Source organism: Elusimicrobium sp. An273 (assembly GCF_002159705.1).
Lineage (GTDB): Bacteria > Elusimicrobiota > Elusimicrobia > Elusimicrobiales > Elusimicrobiaceae > Avelusimicrobium > Avelusimicrobium gallicola.
The window spans coordinates 281,640-298,542 of record NZ_NFJD01000001.1; the positions used below are offsets into that span (position 1 = coordinate 281,640).

At 52.7% G+C, this 16,903-nt stretch carries 18 protein-coding genes; 6 read left to right on the plus strand and 12 right to left on the minus strand.

The annotated features are described in order from the left end of the window. The first annotated feature begins 2 nt into the window (after positions 1 to 2). Together B5F75_RS01355 and rlmB are read left to right on the plus strand one after the other, a co-directional pair. Positions 3 to 1,103, plus strand: a complete 1,101-nt coding sequence (locus B5F75_RS01355; protein ID WP_087286780.1) for a 6-phosphofructokinase — start codon at positions 3 to 5, stop codon at positions 1,101 to 1,103. Positions 1,104 to 1,112: 9 nt separating this feature from the next. Continuing rightward, positions 1,113 to 1,862, plus strand: coding sequence for a 23S rRNA (guanosine(2251)-2'-O)-methyltransferase RlmB (gene rlmB / locus B5F75_RS01360; protein ID WP_087286783.1), 750 nt, complete (start codon positions 1,113 to 1,115; stop codon positions 1,860 to 1,862). Between the two features lie 75 nt (positions 1,863 to 1,937). On the opposite strand, the gene B5F75_RS01365 is transcribed toward rlmB, so the two are convergent. Beyond that, complete coding sequence (locus B5F75_RS01365; RefSeq protein WP_087286786.1) at positions 1,938 to 3,152, minus strand: metallophosphoesterase family protein; 1,215 nt, start codon at positions 3,150 to 3,152, stop codon at positions 1,938 to 1,940. 96 nt (positions 3,153 to 3,248) lie between these two features. On the opposite strand from B5F75_RS01365, the gene B5F75_RS01370 reads away from it, so the two are divergent. Genes B5F75_RS01370 through B5F75_RS01385 form a run of 4 tightly spaced genes read left to right on the plus strand, consistent with a single transcriptional unit; the run spans position 3,249 to position 6,413 of the window. Beyond that, positions 3,249 to 4,124: a hypothetical protein gene (locus B5F75_RS01370; RefSeq protein ID WP_143351220.1), complete on the plus strand. Its 876-nt coding sequence runs from the start codon at positions 3,249 to 3,251 to the stop codon at positions 4,122 to 4,124. Between the two features lie 9 nt (positions 4,125 to 4,133). Further along, a complete protein-coding gene (locus B5F75_RS01375) occupies positions 4,134 to 4,886 on the plus strand; it encodes a sensor histidine kinase (protein WP_087286792.1) in 753 nt (250 codons plus the stop codon). Beyond that, a complete protein-coding gene (locus B5F75_RS01380; RefSeq protein ID WP_087286795.1) occupies positions 4,883 to 5,407 on the plus strand; it encodes a hypothetical protein in 525 nt (174 codons plus the stop codon). Before B5F75_RS01375 ends, B5F75_RS01380 begins: the two co-directional genes overlap by 4 nt. Continuing rightward, positions 5,394 to 6,413 carry an AI-2E family transporter gene (locus tag B5F75_RS01385; protein ID WP_087286798.1) on the plus strand — a complete coding sequence of 340 codons (1,020 nt, stop codon included), beginning with the start codon at positions 5,394 to 5,396 and terminating at the stop codon, positions 6,411 to 6,413. Before B5F75_RS01380 ends, B5F75_RS01385 begins: the two co-directional genes overlap by 14 nt. A gap of 61 nt (positions 6,414 to 6,474) precedes the next feature. Here the strand turns inward: B5F75_RS01385 and B5F75_RS01390 are convergent, their stop codons facing one another. From B5F75_RS01390 to B5F75_RS01440, 11 genes are all read right to left on the minus strand, one after another. Then, positions 6,475 to 6,954, minus strand: coding sequence for a hypothetical protein (locus B5F75_RS01390; RefSeq protein ID WP_087286801.1), 480 nt, complete (start codon positions 6,952 to 6,954; stop codon positions 6,475 to 6,477). A gap of 43 nt (positions 6,955 to 6,997) precedes the next feature. Next, positions 6,998 to 7,576 carry a hypothetical protein gene (locus B5F75_RS01395; protein WP_087286804.1) on the minus strand — a complete coding sequence of 193 codons (579 nt, stop codon included), beginning with the start codon at positions 7,574 to 7,576 and terminating at the stop codon, positions 6,998 to 7,000. Further along, positions 7,576 to 8,286, minus strand: coding sequence for an FKBP-type peptidyl-prolyl cis-trans isomerase (locus B5F75_RS01400; protein WP_087286807.1), 711 nt, complete (start codon positions 8,284 to 8,286; stop codon positions 7,576 to 7,578). Before B5F75_RS01400 ends, B5F75_RS01395 begins: the two co-directional genes overlap by 1 nt. Before the next feature lie 10 nt (positions 8,287 to 8,296). Then, positions 8,297 to 9,232, minus strand: a complete 936-nt coding sequence (locus tag B5F75_RS01405) for a hypothetical protein (RefSeq protein ID WP_087286810.1) — start codon at positions 9,230 to 9,232, stop codon at positions 8,297 to 8,299. Between the two features lie 8 nt (positions 9,233 to 9,240). Further along, positions 9,241 to 10,539, minus strand: coding sequence for a COG3014 family protein (locus B5F75_RS01410; RefSeq protein WP_087286813.1), 1,299 nt, complete (start codon positions 10,537 to 10,539; stop codon positions 9,241 to 9,243). A gap of 6 nt (positions 10,540 to 10,545) precedes the next feature. Further along, complete coding sequence (lpoB, locus tag B5F75_RS01415; RefSeq protein WP_087286816.1) at positions 10,546 to 11,136, minus strand: penicillin-binding protein activator LpoB; 591 nt, start codon at positions 11,134 to 11,136, stop codon at positions 10,546 to 10,548. A gap of 12 nt (positions 11,137 to 11,148) precedes the next feature. Next, complete coding sequence (locus tag B5F75_RS01420) at positions 11,149 to 11,592, minus strand: hypothetical protein (RefSeq protein ID WP_087286819.1); 444 nt, start codon at positions 11,590 to 11,592, stop codon at positions 11,149 to 11,151. Between the two features lie 44 nt (positions 11,593 to 11,636). Then, entirely contained in the window at positions 11,637 to 12,584 is a 948-nt protein-coding gene (locus B5F75_RS01425; protein WP_087286822.1) for a DMT family transporter, read from the minus strand. Between the two features lie 98 nt (positions 12,585 to 12,682). Further along, entirely contained in the window at positions 12,683 to 14,422 is a 1,740-nt protein-coding gene (locus B5F75_RS01430) for a [FeFe] hydrogenase, group A (protein WP_087286825.1), read from the minus strand. Between the two features lie 2 nt (positions 14,423 to 14,424). Next, the gene (locus B5F75_RS01435) at positions 14,425 to 16,308 is read right to left on the minus strand and encodes an NADH-ubiquinone oxidoreductase-F iron-sulfur binding region domain-containing protein (protein ID WP_087286828.1); all 1,884 of its coding nucleotides are present in this window, start codon (positions 16,306 to 16,308) and stop codon (positions 14,425 to 14,427) included. Continuing rightward, positions 16,298 to 16,783, minus strand: coding sequence for an NADH-quinone oxidoreductase subunit NuoE family protein (locus B5F75_RS01440; RefSeq protein WP_087286831.1), 486 nt, complete (start codon positions 16,781 to 16,783; stop codon positions 16,298 to 16,300). Before B5F75_RS01440 ends, B5F75_RS01435 begins: the two co-directional genes overlap by 11 nt. Positions 16,784 to 16,903: the final 120 nt, after the last annotated feature.

Sequence of the window (16,903 nt, forward strand, 5' to 3'; positions counted from 1 at the left end):
ATATGAGTATTAAAAGAATCGGTATTTTAACCGCCGGGGGCGACTGCCCCGGACTCAACGCCGTCGTACGTGCCGTGAGCAAAAACGCTTTAAAAAACGGCATTGAGGTGTTGGGCTTTAAAAACGGATTTGACGGACTGGTGCGTAACGAATTTTTAAACATTACCAACGAAACCGTCTCCGGCATTTTAACCATGGGCGGCACCATTTTGGGCACCAGCAACATCGCCAACCCGTTTAACTATACGCTGCCGCCGTTCGGATCTGCCGACTCGCCGCGGGATTTATCCTCGGTTGCTTTGCATAACTTTAAAGAAAACCAGTTGGACGCCCTCATTACCATCGGCGGCGACGGCACGCTGCACATGTCCCAGCAATTTGTGGACTTGGGCCTGCCCATCGTAGCCGTACCCAAAACGATTGATAACGACCTCTCCGCCACCGACCAGACCTTCGGCTTTGATTCGGCCCTGGCCGTTGCCACCGAGGCCATTGACCGCCTGCATACCACTGCCCAAAGCCACCACCGCGTGATGATTGTGGAAACCATGGGCCGCTACGCGGGCTGGATTGCCCTGCGCTCCGCCATTGCGGGCGGGGGCGACATTGTGCTCATCCCCGAAATTCCGTACAACGAGGATGTGATCGTCAATTACATTTTAGACCGCAAAGCCAAGGGCAAAAACTTCAGCATTGTGGTAGCCGCCGAAGGCGCCAAGAACGAACTGGGCGAACAAACCGTCGCGCGCACGCTGCCCGGCAGCACCGACCCCATCCGCTTGGGTGGCATTGCGTATAAGCTGAGCAATATGATTGAAGACCGCACCAAAATCGAATCCCGCGCGTGCGTGCTGGGCCACACCCAGCGCGGCGGCACGCCAACCGCGTTTGACCGCTGGCTCTCCACGCTTTACGGAGCCAAGGCGCTGGATATGGTGCTGCAAGGCCAGTTTGGCTATATGGCGGCCTTCCGCGATTTTAAAATTACCGAAGTAAAAATTGCCGATGCTATTTCCAACTTAAAACGGGTGGATCCGCACGGGGAAGAAGTAAAAGCCGCGCTGGAAGTGGGCATGAGCTTTGGCTCTTCCGAAATCGGTTAAGGAGCTGATATGAACGACAATTTGGATATGATTTACGGGATTCACCCCGTGATGGAAGCGCTCAGAAGCAAAAAGCGCAACGTTACCCAGCTGTATGTGTCCGACAGTAAAGCCGGGCACCGCGCCGTGGAGGAAATCATCCGTCTGGCCAAACGGCAAAACGTAAAAATAGACCGCATTGACAACAAAACCCTAGACCGCCTGACCCGCAACGCCAACCACCAAGGCGTGATGGCCAAAGTGCAGCCCATTAAGCTGATGAAGCTTTCCACCGCGCTGTACGAATCCGACGGGAACAAAAAAGATTTGTGGCTGGCGGTGGACGAAATGACCGACCCGCAGAATTTGGGTGCCATTATCCGCAGTGCGGCATGCTTGGGCTTTTCCACCATTATCCTGCCGCAGCGGCGCACCGTGGGGATTACCCCCGCCGTGTACAAAGTGGCCTGCGGCGCCATTGAAAACATCAACATTGTGGAAGTGGCCAACCTCTCGGCCGCGTTAAACGACCTGAAAGAAGAAGGTTTTTGGGTGTACGGCGCGGATATGGACGGCCAGCCCATTACGCAGACGGATTACGCCTCCCCGGCCGTACTGGTCATCGGAAGCGAAGGCTTCGGCATCCGCGAGAAAACCGCCGAAAACTGCGACCAGATTATTTCCATTCCGCAGCGCGGCGGCGTGGAAAGCTTAAACGCTTCGGCCGCGGCCAGCATTATTATGTACGACATGATGGCCAAAGTGCAGCTCAAGAAATAAAACAACTCTGCCTTACGTAAAAAAACGCCTCTTTTAAAGAGGCGTTTTTTAATTCTAAAACGATCAGCCGCCGGCTTATAAATAAATCTCCAGCGTATCCAGTTCTTTTCCTAAATTGTTATATACGGTAAGCGTCAGCTTGCGGTCTACAATCTTGCCCGCCGCATAATGCCGCGCCGCCACAAAGCGGGCGGTGGACGCATCGGAATGGGCCCGTTTGCCCGGCGTGGGAGCAGACGTGCCCAGCGTAACATACGTTACGCCGCGCGGGTTCGGCTCTCCGCGGTACATGGGGAAGGTGCGTTCATAGTCCGGGTCGCCCCCTTGGATAACCAGCTTTACGCCGTAGTTTTCAAAAATTTTAATCAAATTCAGTGCCACTTCGTTATTGGGGCCGCGCTGGCCGGTGGAATACGCCGGGGCGTTCATCACCACGATTTTCCACTTTTCGCCAGCCCCGCTCAGCATACTCTTCAGCCATTTTACCTGCGCCGAATCCTCGCCGATTTCCGGCCCCCAAACCGCGCCTTCGGCTACGTTGGTATCCAAAAAGATAAAACGCGCATTGGCCGTATCAAACGAATAATACTTGGGGGTGGCGTTGCTCCACGACATATCGTGATAGCGCGAATAATTGGTACGCAAAAACGATTTGCTTTCGCGGTTTTCCCGATCCGGCCCGTATTCGTTGGGGCCCAAGGCGACAAACAGCGGATTTTTGGCCAAGACGTTTTTAAACGGTTCAAAAAATTCCCGGTCGGCATCCTCATTGAGCCCGCTGTGGGTAATATTGCCCGTGTGAATCAGAAAATCGCTTTCCTCCTGCTCCATCAGCGCCGCCAGCTGGCTGCGCGCCTGGGCGGCTTCGTCCACTACCGGGGTGCCGTCCGGCAGCGGCAAGGGCATATCCGCCCCCGTGGCGCCCAAGACTAAAAAATTGACTACCTTGCGCTCCGCCGAATAAAGCGTGCGGAAACTGCCGCTGACGGGTTCCTGCACGCCGTCGCCGGCGGCATTGTTTACATAAATGCGGTAGCAGAAATCCTGGTTGGGCACCAAACCGTACAGAATGGCTTTGTGCTGGGTGCCGGCGGGCGTGAGCGTCATGATTTGGTTACAGCGCGGAGCGGGGCCGTATTCCAGCCAAGCGGGGGTTGTTTCGTCCGTTTGGAACCGCAAAATCATCGTGGTCTGGGTCGGATCCTCAATATAAGGCCCGCGGATAATCTGCGCCGCCTGCACGGAAGCGCCTAGTGTGCACAATAAGGAAAAAAGTAAGATTTTCTTCATCTTTTTTATTCTAGCAAAATATCCCCCCTAACAAAAGAAACCTTGTATAGCTAAAAAACATACCGCAACCGCTTTAAATTTTGTTAAATGAAAGATATGAAAAAGTTTATCCTGTTTTTTATGTTACTGGCTTTCCCCGCCGCCTTGCCGGCCCGTACGGTAGATGTGGCGGCAGCTTATATCGGCGCCTCCCACTTTGACCAAGTGCGCGTGGCCGCCACCATGGCTCCTACGCTTAATTTGCTTACCGGCATAGAAGCCCAAACCATACACGAACGCGCGTTTGAAGACCCTATTTATTCCGTCGGTGTGCCGATTCATCTGGATTTTGACTTGCTGCAATTTAACATTACGCCTTTCTACTATTTTAAAAACAAAAGCGATAACCCCGATTATCAGGACGCCTCCGCCTACGGCGTAACGGCCCGGATGATTATCGCCTTGGAAGATGACCAGGTAAACGACCTCTACACGCACGCCGTGTTGGGTGTTTCCTACGCCAACCAGCAAGGAACTGTATTCCGCGAAGGGGGCGAATTTTCCAATACCGATTATGCCCAGATGGTCTATACGCTGCAGCTGCACAAAAACTTTTTCCGGATGTTTGGTTTTGAAGCGGCCGCCAACGTGTTCCAATACCCGGACGGCATTACCGGCGTAACCGGGCTGCGCAGCATTTTAAACCAGCAGGATTTGGCTTTTACGCAAACGTTTGACGTAACGCACGATTTGGCCAAATATACCTTGGGCGCCCGCATTACCCGCATGTGGCCGGATAATGCCGCCACTCTGTATGTAGGGTACCGCTACGGCGAATACTATACCGCCGATCCGGAACACTCGTTTATCGTGGGCAACTCGTTTGCGGCAACCCGCAACATCAGCGCCGATATTGCTTATAACCATGTGAGAACCATCCATAACGACAACAAACGCGATATCTTATACGCCCGGATGATTATGTCCTTCTAGGAGCCGTTTATGAATGAACCCAATGACATTACCGTTACTTCGCGAGCTTTGTCTTTAATTTCCCATAAGCTCAAAACGCCGCTGTCCATTATCAACGGCTATTCGGAAGCGATTTTGTCGCAGGCCAAAAAAGAAAAATTTTCGCCTTTTACCTCCAAAGCGTTGGAAGAAATTAATAAGCAAGGGGGGCGGATGTCGCTGTTGGTGGACAAGCTGATGGCGTTTAACAAAGTAACCGCCGCCCAAACCGAAGGCATTGAAAAACAGACGGTTTACTTAAAAAATTTAATCAAAGACTGCGCCGCCAAAGCCATCGCACAAGAAGAAGAAACGCCCGCGCCGGCACCGGTGACGGATGACACGTCCGTCAAACGCGGCACCTTTGTGGAAATTGACTGCCCCGAACATTTAAGCGTAACCGCCAACGAAGAAATGCTGCGCCTGTGCATCCGCGAACTGCTGGCCAATGCGATTAAATTTAACAATAAAATGGAAAAAATCATCAAAGTACAATGCGCCAACCACGGCGACACGATTTCCATTTCCGTGCGCGACTACGGCGCCGGCATCCGTCCGCAGGACGTCAACCGCATTTTTGAACCGTTTTACCAGGTGGACGACTACTTTACCGGCCAAATCAGCGGCTGGGGGCTGGGCCTGCCTATGGTCAAACGGATTTTGGACTTGCACGACGGTTCCATCAGCGTGGTATCCGATCGGGGGCTGGGCTCCATTTTTACCATTAATTTTCCTGTCTTATGAATTGCGAAACACTCCTAGAACAAATTTCCGCCCGGTGCGATAAATTCCGGGCAGATTTAACCGCCGCCGCGCAAAATTTGCGCGACTTCAACCGCCGGCTGGAACAAATTCTCCAGCAATTGCACAAAGACATTGCCGTGCGGGATGAAGACTTTGCCGGGCAGTTTAACCAATACTGCCTGTCCTTGCGCCAAGAACTGGACCAGGATGAACCGCTCTGGACGCAAAGCCGCGCCCAAGTCCGCACGTATAAAGATGCCGACTGGTCGGGCGACCTGGCACTGGCGGCCAAAGGGCTAAACAGCCGGGCCAAAACGCTTTCCCGCGCGTGCGACGAGTTCACCACCGCGTACGATGCTTTCTGCAAAAACTACAACGGATTTACCGCGGCCAAGCTAAACGTATGGCTGCTGACGTCGTACCAAAACGACGCGGCCAGCCTGACCGGCAAAATTTTGTTTCTAGCCCGCGAAATAGCCAAAAAAACAGAACGAAACAGGGGGCCTCATGTTTTCGGATAAGCCGACTTTCTATTACCTCAAAGCCAGCACCATCTGCCTGACGATTATCGCCGCGGGCATTGTAACGGCTTTTTTGGTATATACCAAATCACTGATGATTCCGCTGGTGATTTCCATTTTGCTCTATACGATTTTAGCGCAAATGACGCTGTATATGAAACACAAGTTTTCCTTCCCGTCTTGGCTGGCGATGACGGTGTCTATCTTGCTGTGCGTGGCGTTGTTTGTAGGGGTGATTTGGTTTACGGCCAACTCGGTGGGCACCTTCTTAAAAGGGGCCGAAGTATACCGGCAGAATTTGATTGACACGATTAACGATATTGCCACCCGCTTGCAGCAGCACGGCATTACCTTTGACCAGAAATTTATTGAAAATTACCTGCGGGAACTGCCGCTTTTCAACTGGCTGAAAAATTTTGGCGGCAAGGTGTTTAACATCGTTTCGGACGCGACCCTGGTGGTGTTGTTTATGACGTTCTTCCTCTTTGGAAGCAAAAAAACGCCGCCCATTACCAACCCGGCTATCAAAGAGATGCTGGCCAATGTGTCCGTATATCTGTCCGTCAAGCTGATTGCCTCCCTGGCCACGGGGCTGATTGCGGCGGGTATTTTATTCGGCTTTCAGGTAAAATTGGCGGCGTTGTTTGCCTTGTTTGTTTTCCTGCTTAATTTTATTCCCAGCGTGGGCTCCATCATCGCCGTGCTGTTGCCGGCCCCGGTACTATTTTTGCAATACGGTTTGGGGCCGCAATTTTTCGTGGTGATCGGCCTGCTGACCGCGACCGAATTTACCATCGGAAACCTGCTGGAGCCCCGTTTCTTGGGCGAAGGAATGGATTTGCATCCGGCGGTTGTAGTGGGCGGGCTTATTTTCTGGACGCTTGTTTGGGGCGTGCCGGGGGCTTTCCTGTCCGTACCGATTACGGCCTCCATTAAAATTGTGTTAAGCAAAATCAAACACACCCGCCCGGTGGCGGAGTTCCTGGCGGGACGCCTGCCGCATTAACTGTTTATCCGACAAAAAAACCGCCCCGAAAACGGGGCGGTTTTTTTATATTCCAAAGAACTTACTGTGCCACCGGCAGCTGCTCACTGCGGATTTTATTAAACAGGTTGCTCTCGGTAGCCCGCTGCAGGAAAGATTCCCATTCCTGCTGCGTCAGTTCAAAGTCATCCATTACGATATAGGAAATTTCTTTGGCCGTATCTTTCCCTAAAGCGCCTTTTTTGGCGTATTCGTTTTCCAGTTCCACATACCGGCTGGCTACGGCGTAGTCAATATCCTCTTGGGAATAGGTCGGAATTTCCGGCTCATTCATCGTATTGGTGTCAAAAACGCCTTCCTGCGGCGCGGCAAGGGGCTGATCCCCCGAGGGGACAAACATCTCGCTGTGATCGGCCGGCTGGCTGTTTACCACAGGGGTTTCATCCATACTGTTTGTTACCCGGCCCATCATCAAATTGGAACAGGCGGAAGGGTTCACAATAAAGTAAATACTTAAAATAATAAAAACTAAAATGGCAGCTTTGATAAAAATTTTAAGCACGGGGAACCTCCTGATATTTTATAGGATACAATATTTTCCCTTTTTATTCAGCTTTTTTTGGCTGCGGCGCGGCAGACATATTTCCCTGCAGTTGCTTTACGCTTTCTATAAATTGCGGATTTGTGAAAATTTGCTCAATGGTTTTGGCAAATTCCGGGTTTTGCATACTTTCTTGCACCACCTTGCCCACTTGGGGATTTTCCTGCAGAATTTTAAGCATTTTCTCGCCGCTTAAATCCGCCAGATTATCGGCCTCTCCCTCGGTGGCGTCCGCTAATTCCTGATTAAATTTTTGTATATTGGGGTCTTGCGCATAATCCATTAAAATGGATTCAATGGTTTCCTGGGCCTGCTGTTGCTGCAAATCAAACGACAGGGGAGCCGATTCCAAAAAAATGGCCGTTTGGGCCGGGTCAAACGCGACGGGACGCGAAACCGGCTCCGGCCGCGGCGCCGCCAAGGAAACCGGCACATTTTGGAAAGTAAACGCATTGCCGCTGACGGCATCCTGCGCCGCTTTTTCGGCCGCCCTGCGTTCATAGAACTGATAGCCGCGCACCGCGCCCATATAGAGGAGCGCGGCGAGCATAATGGCTATCAGGCAATAACTGGTTTTAGACATTATTTTCCTTGCGAAAGCATTTCAATATCAAACACCAACACGGAATTGGGCGGAATTTGGCCCACCGGGCGATTGCCGTAGGCGGTATCGGCGGGGCAGACCACTTTGGCGCGGGAACCGGGCTTCATTTGCTGAAGGGCTTTTGTCCAGCACGGGATAACATCGGTCAGTTTGGTTTCAAACGCTTCGTCGCGGTCGCGCGAACTGTCAAACTTGGTGCCGTCAATTAACGTGCCAGTATAGTGCACTTTTACGGTCGCGTCCGCCTTGGGCGTTTTGCCTTTGCCCGCGCGGCTCAGTTTGATGAGGGTGCCGTTATCCAGCTCTTTTACCCCTTTTTCTTTTTTAAAATTTTCCAAGTATTCCTGCTGGGCGGCTTCGCGCTTGGCGGAAATAATTTGCGCGTCATCTTGATATTTTTGAATGATAGCCGGCTTATACTGGTCTAAATCCGTTTGGGATTTTTTGTTCAGCAAGCTGTCGCGCATGCCTTGGGAAAGGGCTTTGTAATCGTCTTCGTTGTCCAAGATTAACTGGCGTTTTAAATTATCCCCCAGCAAGAAGCCCAGCGAATAGAGCATTTTATTGCGCTCGGCAATGTCCTGCACGGACGGCTTGGCGTCCTGTGCGGCCGCCGCGGGCTGCGCGGCTTCCTGTGCGCTTAGCAGCAAAGGGGCTGCCAATAAAGCTAAAATCATCATTTTTTTCATATTCTTTCTCCTAGTTGATATTCAAATACGCTTTTAAGCGGCTGGAAATCTGGGCCGAGGCCTGTTCCCCCACGCTTTGCATGCTTTTTCGCAGCGAATCTTCCGCCCGGGAAGTGCCCGCCCGTTCGTGTACGTTAAAGCGGGAAAAGGTAACGCCCCGCTCTACGTCTACCAAGCTGACGGACGCCCCGCTGGAGCACCACACCAATCCTTCCACTTTTTGCGAATCATACGCATCCACATCCGTTGCAATCTGCACCAGCAACACTTTATCCGGGTCGGACGCGTCCACCACGCCCAGCCCCATGCGGTTTAAAGCGTCCACCACATACGTTACCAGCACCTCGCTTTGCACGCCCGTTACGTCCACCCCCACCAATACCGCGGCCATTTTTTCCTGCAAGGCGGCCTTATACGGGGCAAACACTTCGGGCTGGTAGCTTTCGCGCGAAGCGTTTAAAAATTGGTACATTTCGTCCAACGCCGCGCGGCGGGCCACCACCGGCTGCATTTTAAAAGCTATTTTTAAATCCGCCAACGCCGAAGCCGGAGCGGCAAATTGTTTGGCCAGTCCTTCCAGCTTGGCATCTTCCTGATCCAACAGCGGGGCCAGCACTTTATGGGCGTTGCTGCGGGACAATACCGCCAGCGCATAAAAATGCTTCCCGTCAAAATCTTTATCCCGCCAAACTTTTTCCACCTCGGCATTGGCCATTAAATCGGTTACCACGCCCTGGTTGGCGGCCGCCGGCGCGTTTTGCACCATTTCGCGGCGCATATTTTCCAGCGCGTTTTGAGCGGCTTCTTCTTTAGACATTCCTTCCCCGGCCACCACATAATACTTGACCGAATCATAACCGCCCATTTGGTAATTGACCGTGTTTTTATTCATCCCCGCGCACGCCGCCAGCAAAAGCGCCATCGCGCATAAAACGATTTTTTTCATAGTTCCTCTCAATAAGAAGTGCGGTAGTGCAAAAACACCCTGCCCCCGCGCGTCAGCTCCACGTCTTTAAAAGTATATTCTCCTATTATATTACCATATCCGTCGCGAAACAACAGGGTAATATCCTGTTTTCCCGGCTGCAAAAACAGCCGCGCCAAGCGCACTTCGGCCGGCAGTGTAAACCACTGGCGCGTGTCGGCCGTTTCGGAGGCGGCCCCCAGCGCGCTTACAAACATTTCCGCCAGCGTGCCCCACGTATCATCCTGGGCGGCGTGGCGGGCCTGCACGGCCGCCACCCGCTTGGTAACGGCGCGCGTGGCCGTGCGAAACAGAATGCCCGGCATTTTTTCTTCTAAATCCAACTTGGCGGCGGCGGCAAAATCGGCCACTTTTTGGGTAGGATATTGCACCTGCCCCGCTTGCACCGCCGAAAACGCCACCCGGCCGGGCTGTTCCACCCACTCCGGATACGACAGCGTAACCGCCGAGCCCATCCAGCCGGCGGCAATGGCATTTTGCACCTGCGGGGAAACCCCCTGCTGGGTTTCCCCCGGGCTAGACGCCAGGGCCAGCGCGTCGCTCCACGCCACTTGCAACGTTTGTGTCCGCTTAAGCGGCATACGTCCGTTGTAATGAAACACCAGCACTTCGCATAACTCACCGGCATTGGCGGGAACGGAAAAATCGGGCGCTTCCAGATGCAATTGCTTTCCCAGCCGCTGGTACGCGTTAAGCGCATTCTGGCGCGCGATGCGGGCATCTGACCGCTGGCCGACGGACTCAAACACCAGGCTTGCAAAATACTGCACAAAAGGATCGTCGTTATAGCCTTTTTTCTTATCGGCGCGCAGGTGATCTAAAAAGAAAACCGCTTTTCGGGCTTCCACCGCGGCGGAAGAAATATCGCCTTGCTGCAAAAAATTCTGGGCGCGGTAATAGTAGGTAAGGGCTTGTTCGTAGGCGGGGGTGTAATAGGGGGCGGTCAGGTCGTTAATCAACAAACTGCCCACCGTTCCCGAAACGCTGGTGGCGTAGCGGGCGTCTATTTCCTGCTGGGCTTGGGCAAACAATTCGTCGCTGGCGGAGGGGTCTTGGGCGTCGTGCAGGAGGGTGGCGCTGTCTAAATAAAAAAGTACGCCGTCCCGGCGGCTGTAGAGCTTGTCTTTCTTTTCCTGTACGCGCGCGGCCGCCTGCTCAAATTTGCCTGCGGCGGTCAGGCGGTTGATTTCCGTCTTATAACGCAAAGAAGGCGCCGCACACGCGGAGCAAACCAACGCCAGCCCCAACAAGCATATGCGCGCCTTCATAAAAACCTACCAAGTTACTTTACTGCGTTTAACGTACTTTTTAATTTGTTTTTGTCCGTTCCAGACAATTTGGTTCGTCTCAATATCAATGAGTTTCAGATTGACCTGGTAGAACACCACCGCTTTGCTGCCGGATTGATCCACCACCGAGTTCAGCACGCCGCTTAACATATAATCGGCGCCGATTTCCTGCCCAAACGCCTTGCGCGTGGCTTCGGAAGCGAATTCATCCTGCTCCAGCCGCTCGGTGCGGATTTCGCCCCGTTCATCCGCCGAGGCCACAAAATCCACCTTGGCCGAATTAATCAGCGCCCGCTGCATGGATTCAATAAACACACCCGTATTGATGTGCTCCATGGTGTTGTTGGTAACGGTGCCGACGATTACCGTCGGTTCTTTGCCGTTGCGGGTTAAAAAGCGGTTATACCAGCCGCCTTGCAGGCAGTCGGTAATCATTTCCTGCGCCACCATTTGCGCATCGGTATCGTTCCAACCGCCGGAAACGTCTTTTACCAAATTGGTTTCTACGCGTTTGACGCTGGGCGCGCACGCAAACAGCAAGGGCATCGCCAACAGCGCAATAAAGTATTTTTTCATAAGAACTCCTTTTTAAAAGGGGGCGCTTAAATCCACCCGTTCGCAAATATGGCTGCCCGCAATAGAACCTTCCTCATGCGAACAATCCACCGAGCCTTTTTCCAAATCCAAATCAAACCACTTTGGAAGCCCTTTGTGCTGTACCCGCAGGATATTGCCTTCTTCCAGGCGGTATACATAGTCCGAGCACACCATTTCTATTTTGCCGTCTTCCCGCTGCACAGGGCAGGGGAGTTCAAAATCCAACCGGGCAAAATCGGGCGTATAGGCGCCGTGCTGGGTTTTGTAAGTGGCCTCCGCAAAAGCCAATGCTTTGCCCAACTCCAGCGCGCGCTGGGCTTTGGCAAGCGTTTGATGTTTCTTATACTGCGGCCATCCTAAAGCCAGGCCGAAACCGACAATGACTACCAAAATCAAGACAATCGTGTGAATGGAACCGCGTTGTTCAACAAACATAGTTTCTCCTTATCTAAGATTTTTTATATTGTAGCAAAAACCTTTCAGTGATACGGCACGATATTGGGATGAATCCCTTTCACTTTGGTAATGTACAAAAATTTCCCCGTGCGGTACCCTTTTTCAAGCGCCGGCGCCAGCACCACCAGCGTAACGGCCAAAATAATCAGCGCCACCCCCCACGCCGTAGAGCGCGTAAACGGCTCGCCAAATACCCACACGCCCACCGTCATTGCGGTGACCGGCTCCATCGCCCCCAAGACGGAACAAAACGTAGATCCGATTTCTTTGATTGCCAGCACCAGCGTCAGGTTGGAAACGACCGTGGGAATCAAGGCTAAAAACGTTAAATTTAAATCGCTCTTCCAGCCCGGCGCCGGCTGCAGCCAGCCCATACTCCCCGCCCCCGCCAGCAAAAAAAGCGCCGTAAACAAAAAAACGTAAAACGTCAGTTTATCAGAAGACATATTCCGCACGGAAGATTTATTGACGGCAATAATATAAATCCCGTACGAAAAGCCCGAAAGCACCGCCAGCAAAATCCCCCTAAAACTCACGCCGCCGGCTTTTCCGTTCCAAGACAATAACGCCACCCCCGCTACCGCAAGCCCGATGGCGAGCATCGTCCAGAACGAGTTTTTTTCCTTAAACACATAAATCATAATCAGCGCCACAAACACCGGGTACAAAAACATCATCGTTGTGGCGATGCCGCTGGCCAAATAGTGGTACGACCAAAACAAAAACACGGCCGATCCGATATACAGCAAACTCAGCCCCGCCAGCACCCCCAGCTCGTTTTTGGTTACCCGCAGGGAACGCCGCGTAAAAAAAGCCAACAGCCCCAACATCAGCACCGCAATAAAAAAGCGGTAAAAAAGAATGGACGGGATATTCATCCCCTCCCGCAAAAGGGGCAAGGTAAAAAGGGGAATGAGTCCAAACGTGGCGGACGTAATGACCGCATATAAAAAGCCTTTCCAGTTAAGCATATATAATATTGTATCTTACTTCCTCTTCCGCCGTCTTTCCCACTTTCCATAAAAAACGGGACGGTTCTCGCCGTCCCGTTTTCTGTCTATGTTTTTGCTTATCGTTTCTGGCCGGTGCGGTCTTTCCGGTCAAAATAGTGCGTATGCAGCAGTTTGTGCGCCAGCGGGCCGCCCACTTTATCCAAAATGCGGCCATACAACGCCTGCACTCCGCTGTTATCCTGCGATTTATAGGCCAGTTCCGTATCTTCCTGATACAGCCCTTCGGCGCGTTTCTGGCGCGGCGCCCAACCGTCAAACTGGGGCTGCCCCGCACCCGCCACACAACCGCCTTGGCAGGACATGACTTCAATAAAGTCATAATGGTCTTTGCCGGCTTTGATATCGTCCAACAGTTTGCGCGCGTTTTTCAGCCCGCTGACCACGGCGGTGCGGATTTTGATGTCGCCCACTTCCACCGTTTTTTCTTTAAACACCTTTCCTTCGCGCAGGCTGGAAAATTTAACGCTGCGTGCGTTGGCCGGGTCTAATTCCGCCAGTGCATAACGCAAGGCCGCTTCCATCACGCCGCCGGACGCGCCGAAAATCACGCCAGCGCCCGTCTTGGTGCCAAACGGCATATCAAACCATTCGTTTTCCAGGTTTACAAAATCAATGCCGGCCTCTTTAATCATCCGCGCCAAGCCTACGGTGGTAACCACATAGTCCGTATCCGGATTGTCGTTTACATAGAACTCGTCGCGTTTGGCTTCGGTCTTTTTGGCCGAGCACGGCATCACCGCCACCACCACCAAGTCTTCGCGCTTGCCGCCTTTGTCTTCGTAGTCGGCTTTTAAAATGGGCCCCATCATCTGCATGGGGGAACGCGCGGTGGACAGGTTGGGAATAAATTCCGGAGCGAATTTTTCCACATAGTTAATCCACGCCGGGCAGCAGCTGGTGAACTGCGGCAAATTGGTGCCTTTTTTAAAGCGTTCCAAAAATTCGGTGGCTTCTTCCACAATCGTCAAATCCGCGGCAAAAGCGGTGTCGTACACGTAATCAAACCCCAGCATGCGAAGCGCGGCGGCGATTTTGCCGTCCACATTCTGCCCTTGCGGCAGGCCAAACATCTCTCCCAGCCCCACGCGCACCGCCGGAGCGATGTGCACGGCGACCTTCTTTTTGGGGTTGTTGATGGCTTCAAAGACGTGTTCAATTTCCGACGAATTCGGCATTAAAGCGCCCGTCGGGCAGACGCGGGCGCACTGCCCGCAGGACACGCATTCGTGGCTTTGGCCGAGTTCTTTGTTAAACGCCGTAGCGATTTTGGAGCGGAAGCCGCGGAACGCAAAATCAATGGCGCCGATCCCTTGCACTTCGTTGCAGATGCGCACGCAGTTGCCGCACAAAATGCATTTGCTGTGGTCGCGCACCAACGCCGGGGAGGTGGCATCTTTATGGCTGTCCAACTTTTTGGATTTAAAACGGATTTCCGTTACGTCCATATCCTTGGCCAGCTTCTGCAGTTTGCAGTTGTTGGATTTGCTGCACAGGGTGCAGTCGTGGTTGCCGGAGGACAGCAGCAACTCCAGGTTAATGCGGCGCAAGTGGCGGATTTCGTCGCTGTTGACGCGCACCTTCATCCCGTCGCGGGGTTTGACGGTGCACGAAGCCACAATGCCCATTCCTTCCACTTCCACCAGGCACAGCCGGCAAGCGCCGTAGGCCGCCAACTCCGGGTGGTAGCAGAACGTCATAATGTTGAAATGCGCCTTGCGGATCAGTTCCAACAGGTTTTTCTCGCCTTCAATCGGTACTCTTTTTCCTTCAATGGTTACAAATTGTTCTTTTTCCATAATTACGCTCCCGTTACCACGGCACCAAATTTACAGGTGCTCTTGCAGCCGCCGCATTTAATACATTTTTTGGGGTCAATATGATGCGGTTTGCCCACTTCGCCGCTGATGGCGGAAACGGGGCAGGCGCGTTTGCACATTCCGCAGCCTTTGCATTTGCTGGCCACGATTTCAAACCGGGCAAGCGCTTTGCACACGCCGGCCGGGCAGCATTTGTCCACCACGTGGGCCAGGTATTCTTCCCGGAAGTGCTTGAGGGTAGACAAGACCGGGTTGGGAGCGGTTTTGCCCAGGGCGCACAGCGAGGCTTTTTGAACGGCCTTGGCCAAATCTTCCAAGTTTTCCAGCGTCTTAAGCGTGGCGCGACCTTCTACGATGTCGTTTAACATCGTAAGCATTTGTTCCGTACCTTCGCGGCACGGCACGCATTTGCCGCACGATTCGCGCTGCGTAAACTCTAAGAAAAAGCGCGCTACGTTTACCATGCAGGTTTTGTTGTTCATCACCACCAACCCGCCGGAACCCACCATGGCGCCTGCGGATTTGAGTGAATCAAAATCAAGCGGCAAATCCAAGTGTTCACGCGTCAGACATCCGCCCGAAGGGCCGCCGATTTGCGCCGCTTTAAACGCCGCTTTGTTGACGGTTCCGTCGTCATTGGTGGTGCCGCCGGCCACATCGTCAATTACTTGGCGAAGCGTGGTGCCCATGGGCACTTCCACTAGGCCGGTGTTGGCAATATGCCCGGTAACGGCAAATGTTTTGGTGCCCGGGCTGCCCAGCGTGCCGATTTTGCGGAATTCTTCCGCGCCCATTTCCATAATCTTGGGAACGGTGGCCAAGGTTTCCACGTTATTAATGACCGTGGGCTTGCCAAACAGACCGCTTTGGCTGGGGTAAGGCGGTTTGATTTTGGGCATGCCGCGTTTGCCTTCTACGGAGGCAATCAGGGCCGTTTCTTCGCCGCACACAAACGCGCCTGCGCCTTCCATCACGTTGATTTTAAAATTCTTGCCCGAACCAAAGATGTTTTCGCCCAAAATGCCTAATTCTTCGGCTTGTTTAATGGCGGTGCGCACCCGCTGAATGGCCAGCGGATATTCCATACGCACATAAATGTATCCTTCATCGGCCCCGATGCCGCGCGCGGCAATCATCATGCCTTCCAGCACGGCGTTGGGGTTGCCTTCCATGACGCTTCTGTCCATAAAAGCGCCCGGGTCGCCTTCGTCGGCGTTGCAGATGACGTATTTTTTCGGGCCGGGTTCCACGCGGGTTAAATCCCATTTTTTACCCGTCGGGAAACCGCCCCCGCCGCGGCCGCGCAAACCGGAAGTGATGATTTCTTTGCAGACTTCTTCGTCCGTCATTTCCGTATAGGCGCGCTTGGCCTGGGCGTAGCCGCCGTGGGCGATATATTCGTTGATGTCTTCGGGGTTGATGCGCCCGCAGTCGTGCAACAGGATGCGTTCCTGCTTGGCGTAAAAAGGAATTTCGTCCACCGTTTTGGCTTTCTGGTTGTTGGCGGGATTGTGGTAGAGCAGGCGGTCAATCACTTCTCCTTTGATCAACGTTTTTTCCACAATCTCGGCCACGTCTTCGGGTTTTACTTTCGTGTAGAAAATATCCCCCACGCTTACCAGCGGCCCCATGGCGCAAAAACCGCGGCAGCCGGAAAGGCTTAAATAGTTTTCGTGGCAGTCTTTGGTAATTTGCAGGCAAAAACCGATTTTGCGTTTTTCCATTTCTTTTTGGAACGCCTCGTACACTTTCAGCGACCCGCCGGCAATGCAGCCCGTGCCGCCGCAGATCACTACGCGGCCGGTAATTTTTTTGTAAGCGTCTTTATAGTCTTTGGCAATTTTTTCAATGTTCTTAGTCGGCATTTTTGGCCTCCGAGGCGATCACTTCATCAATAATTTCTACGGCTTTGGCCGGGGTAATCTGGCCGTGCACCACGTCATCCATTACCATTACAGGCGCCAGCCCGCACGCCCCCAGGCACGAAACGCATTCCAAGGTAAACATCATATCCTCGGTGGTGTCTTGCCCGTCTTTGAGTTTGAGTTTATCTTTTACCGTATTGATTACAAAAGAAGAACCTTTTACGTGGCAGGCCGTGCCGTTGCATACTTTAATGATATGCTTGCCTTTGGGCGTAATGGCAAAGTGCGCAAAAAACGTGGCTACGCCAAATACTTTGGCCGGGGAAATGTCCAGCTCGTTGGCGATAAAGCGCATGATATCTTCGGGGAGATATTTATATTCGTCCTGCACTTTTTGAAGGATGGGAATTAATTTGGAACTGTCGTAATTATGGTCTTTAAGAATCTTTGCGGCGGGAGCAAACTTGTCTGTCATACTTTCTCCTTTTGAGGCGGTAATGAAACACTCGGCGTGCAAGGAATGCACACCGGTACGGCAGATAACTTGTGTAATTTGAAATACTGCAAGCCAGGGACTTCTTCCCCTATTATAACT

Bases quoted from the DNA above. Each gene is read 5' to 3' on its own strand.
- B5F75_RS01400 (WP_087286807.1), bottom strand. From the start codon at position 8,286: ATGAAAAAAATGATGATTTTAGCTTTATTGGCAGCCCCTTTGCTGCTA.
- lpoB (WP_087286816.1), bottom strand. From the start codon at position 11,136: ATGAAAAAATACTTTATTGCGCTGTTGGCGATGCCCTTGCTGTTTGCG.
- B5F75_RS01395 (WP_087286804.1), bottom strand. From the start codon at position 7,576: ATGTCTAAAACCAGTTATTGCCTGATAGCCATTATGCTCGCCGCGCTC.
- B5F75_RS01370 (WP_143351220.1), top strand. From the start codon at position 3,249: ATGAAAAAGTTTATCCTGTTTTTTATGTTACTGGCTTTCCCCGCCGCC.
- B5F75_RS01420 (WP_087286819.1), bottom strand. From the start codon at position 11,592: ATGTTTGTTGAACAACGCGGTTCCATTCACACGATTGTCTTGATTTTG.
- B5F75_RS01380 (WP_087286795.1), top strand. From the start codon at position 4,883: ATGAATTGCGAAACACTCCTAGAACAAATTTCCGCCCGGTGCGATAAA.
- B5F75_RS01435 (WP_087286828.1), bottom strand. From the start codon at position 16,308: ATGCCGACTAAGAACATTGAAAAAATTGCCAAAGACTATAAAGACGCT.
- B5F75_RS01425 (WP_087286822.1), bottom strand. From the start codon at position 12,584: ATGCTTAACTGGAAAGGCTTTTTATATGCGGTCATTACGTCCGCCACG.
- B5F75_RS01405 (WP_087286810.1), bottom strand. From the start codon at position 9,232: ATGAAAAAAATCGTTTTATGCGCGATGGCGCTTTTGCTGGCGGCGTGC.
- B5F75_RS01385 (WP_087286798.1), top strand. From the start codon at position 5,394: ATGTTTTCGGATAAGCCGACTTTCTATTACCTCAAAGCCAGCACCATC.
- B5F75_RS01365 (WP_087286786.1), bottom strand. From the start codon at position 3,152: ATGAAGAAAATCTTACTTTTTTCCTTATTGTGCACACTAGGCGCTTCC.
- rlmB (WP_087286783.1), top strand. From the start codon at position 1,113: ATGAACGACAATTTGGATATGATTTACGGGATTCACCCCGTGATGGAA.
- B5F75_RS01375 (WP_087286792.1), top strand. From the start codon at position 4,134: ATGAATGAACCCAATGACATTACCGTTACTTCGCGAGCTTTGTCTTTA.
- B5F75_RS01355 (WP_087286780.1), top strand. From the start codon at position 3: ATGAGTATTAAAAGAATCGGTATTTTAACCGCCGGGGGCGACTGCCCC.
- B5F75_RS01430 (WP_087286825.1), bottom strand. From the start codon at position 14,422: ATGGAAAAAGAACAATTTGTAACCATTGAAGGAAAAAGAGTACCGATT.
- B5F75_RS01440 (WP_087286831.1), bottom strand. From the start codon at position 16,783: ATGACAGACAAGTTTGCTCCCGCCGCAAAGATTCTTAAAGACCATAAT.
- B5F75_RS01410 (WP_087286813.1), bottom strand. From the start codon at position 10,539: ATGAAGGCGCGCATATGCTTGTTGGGGCTGGCGTTGGTTTGCTCCGCG.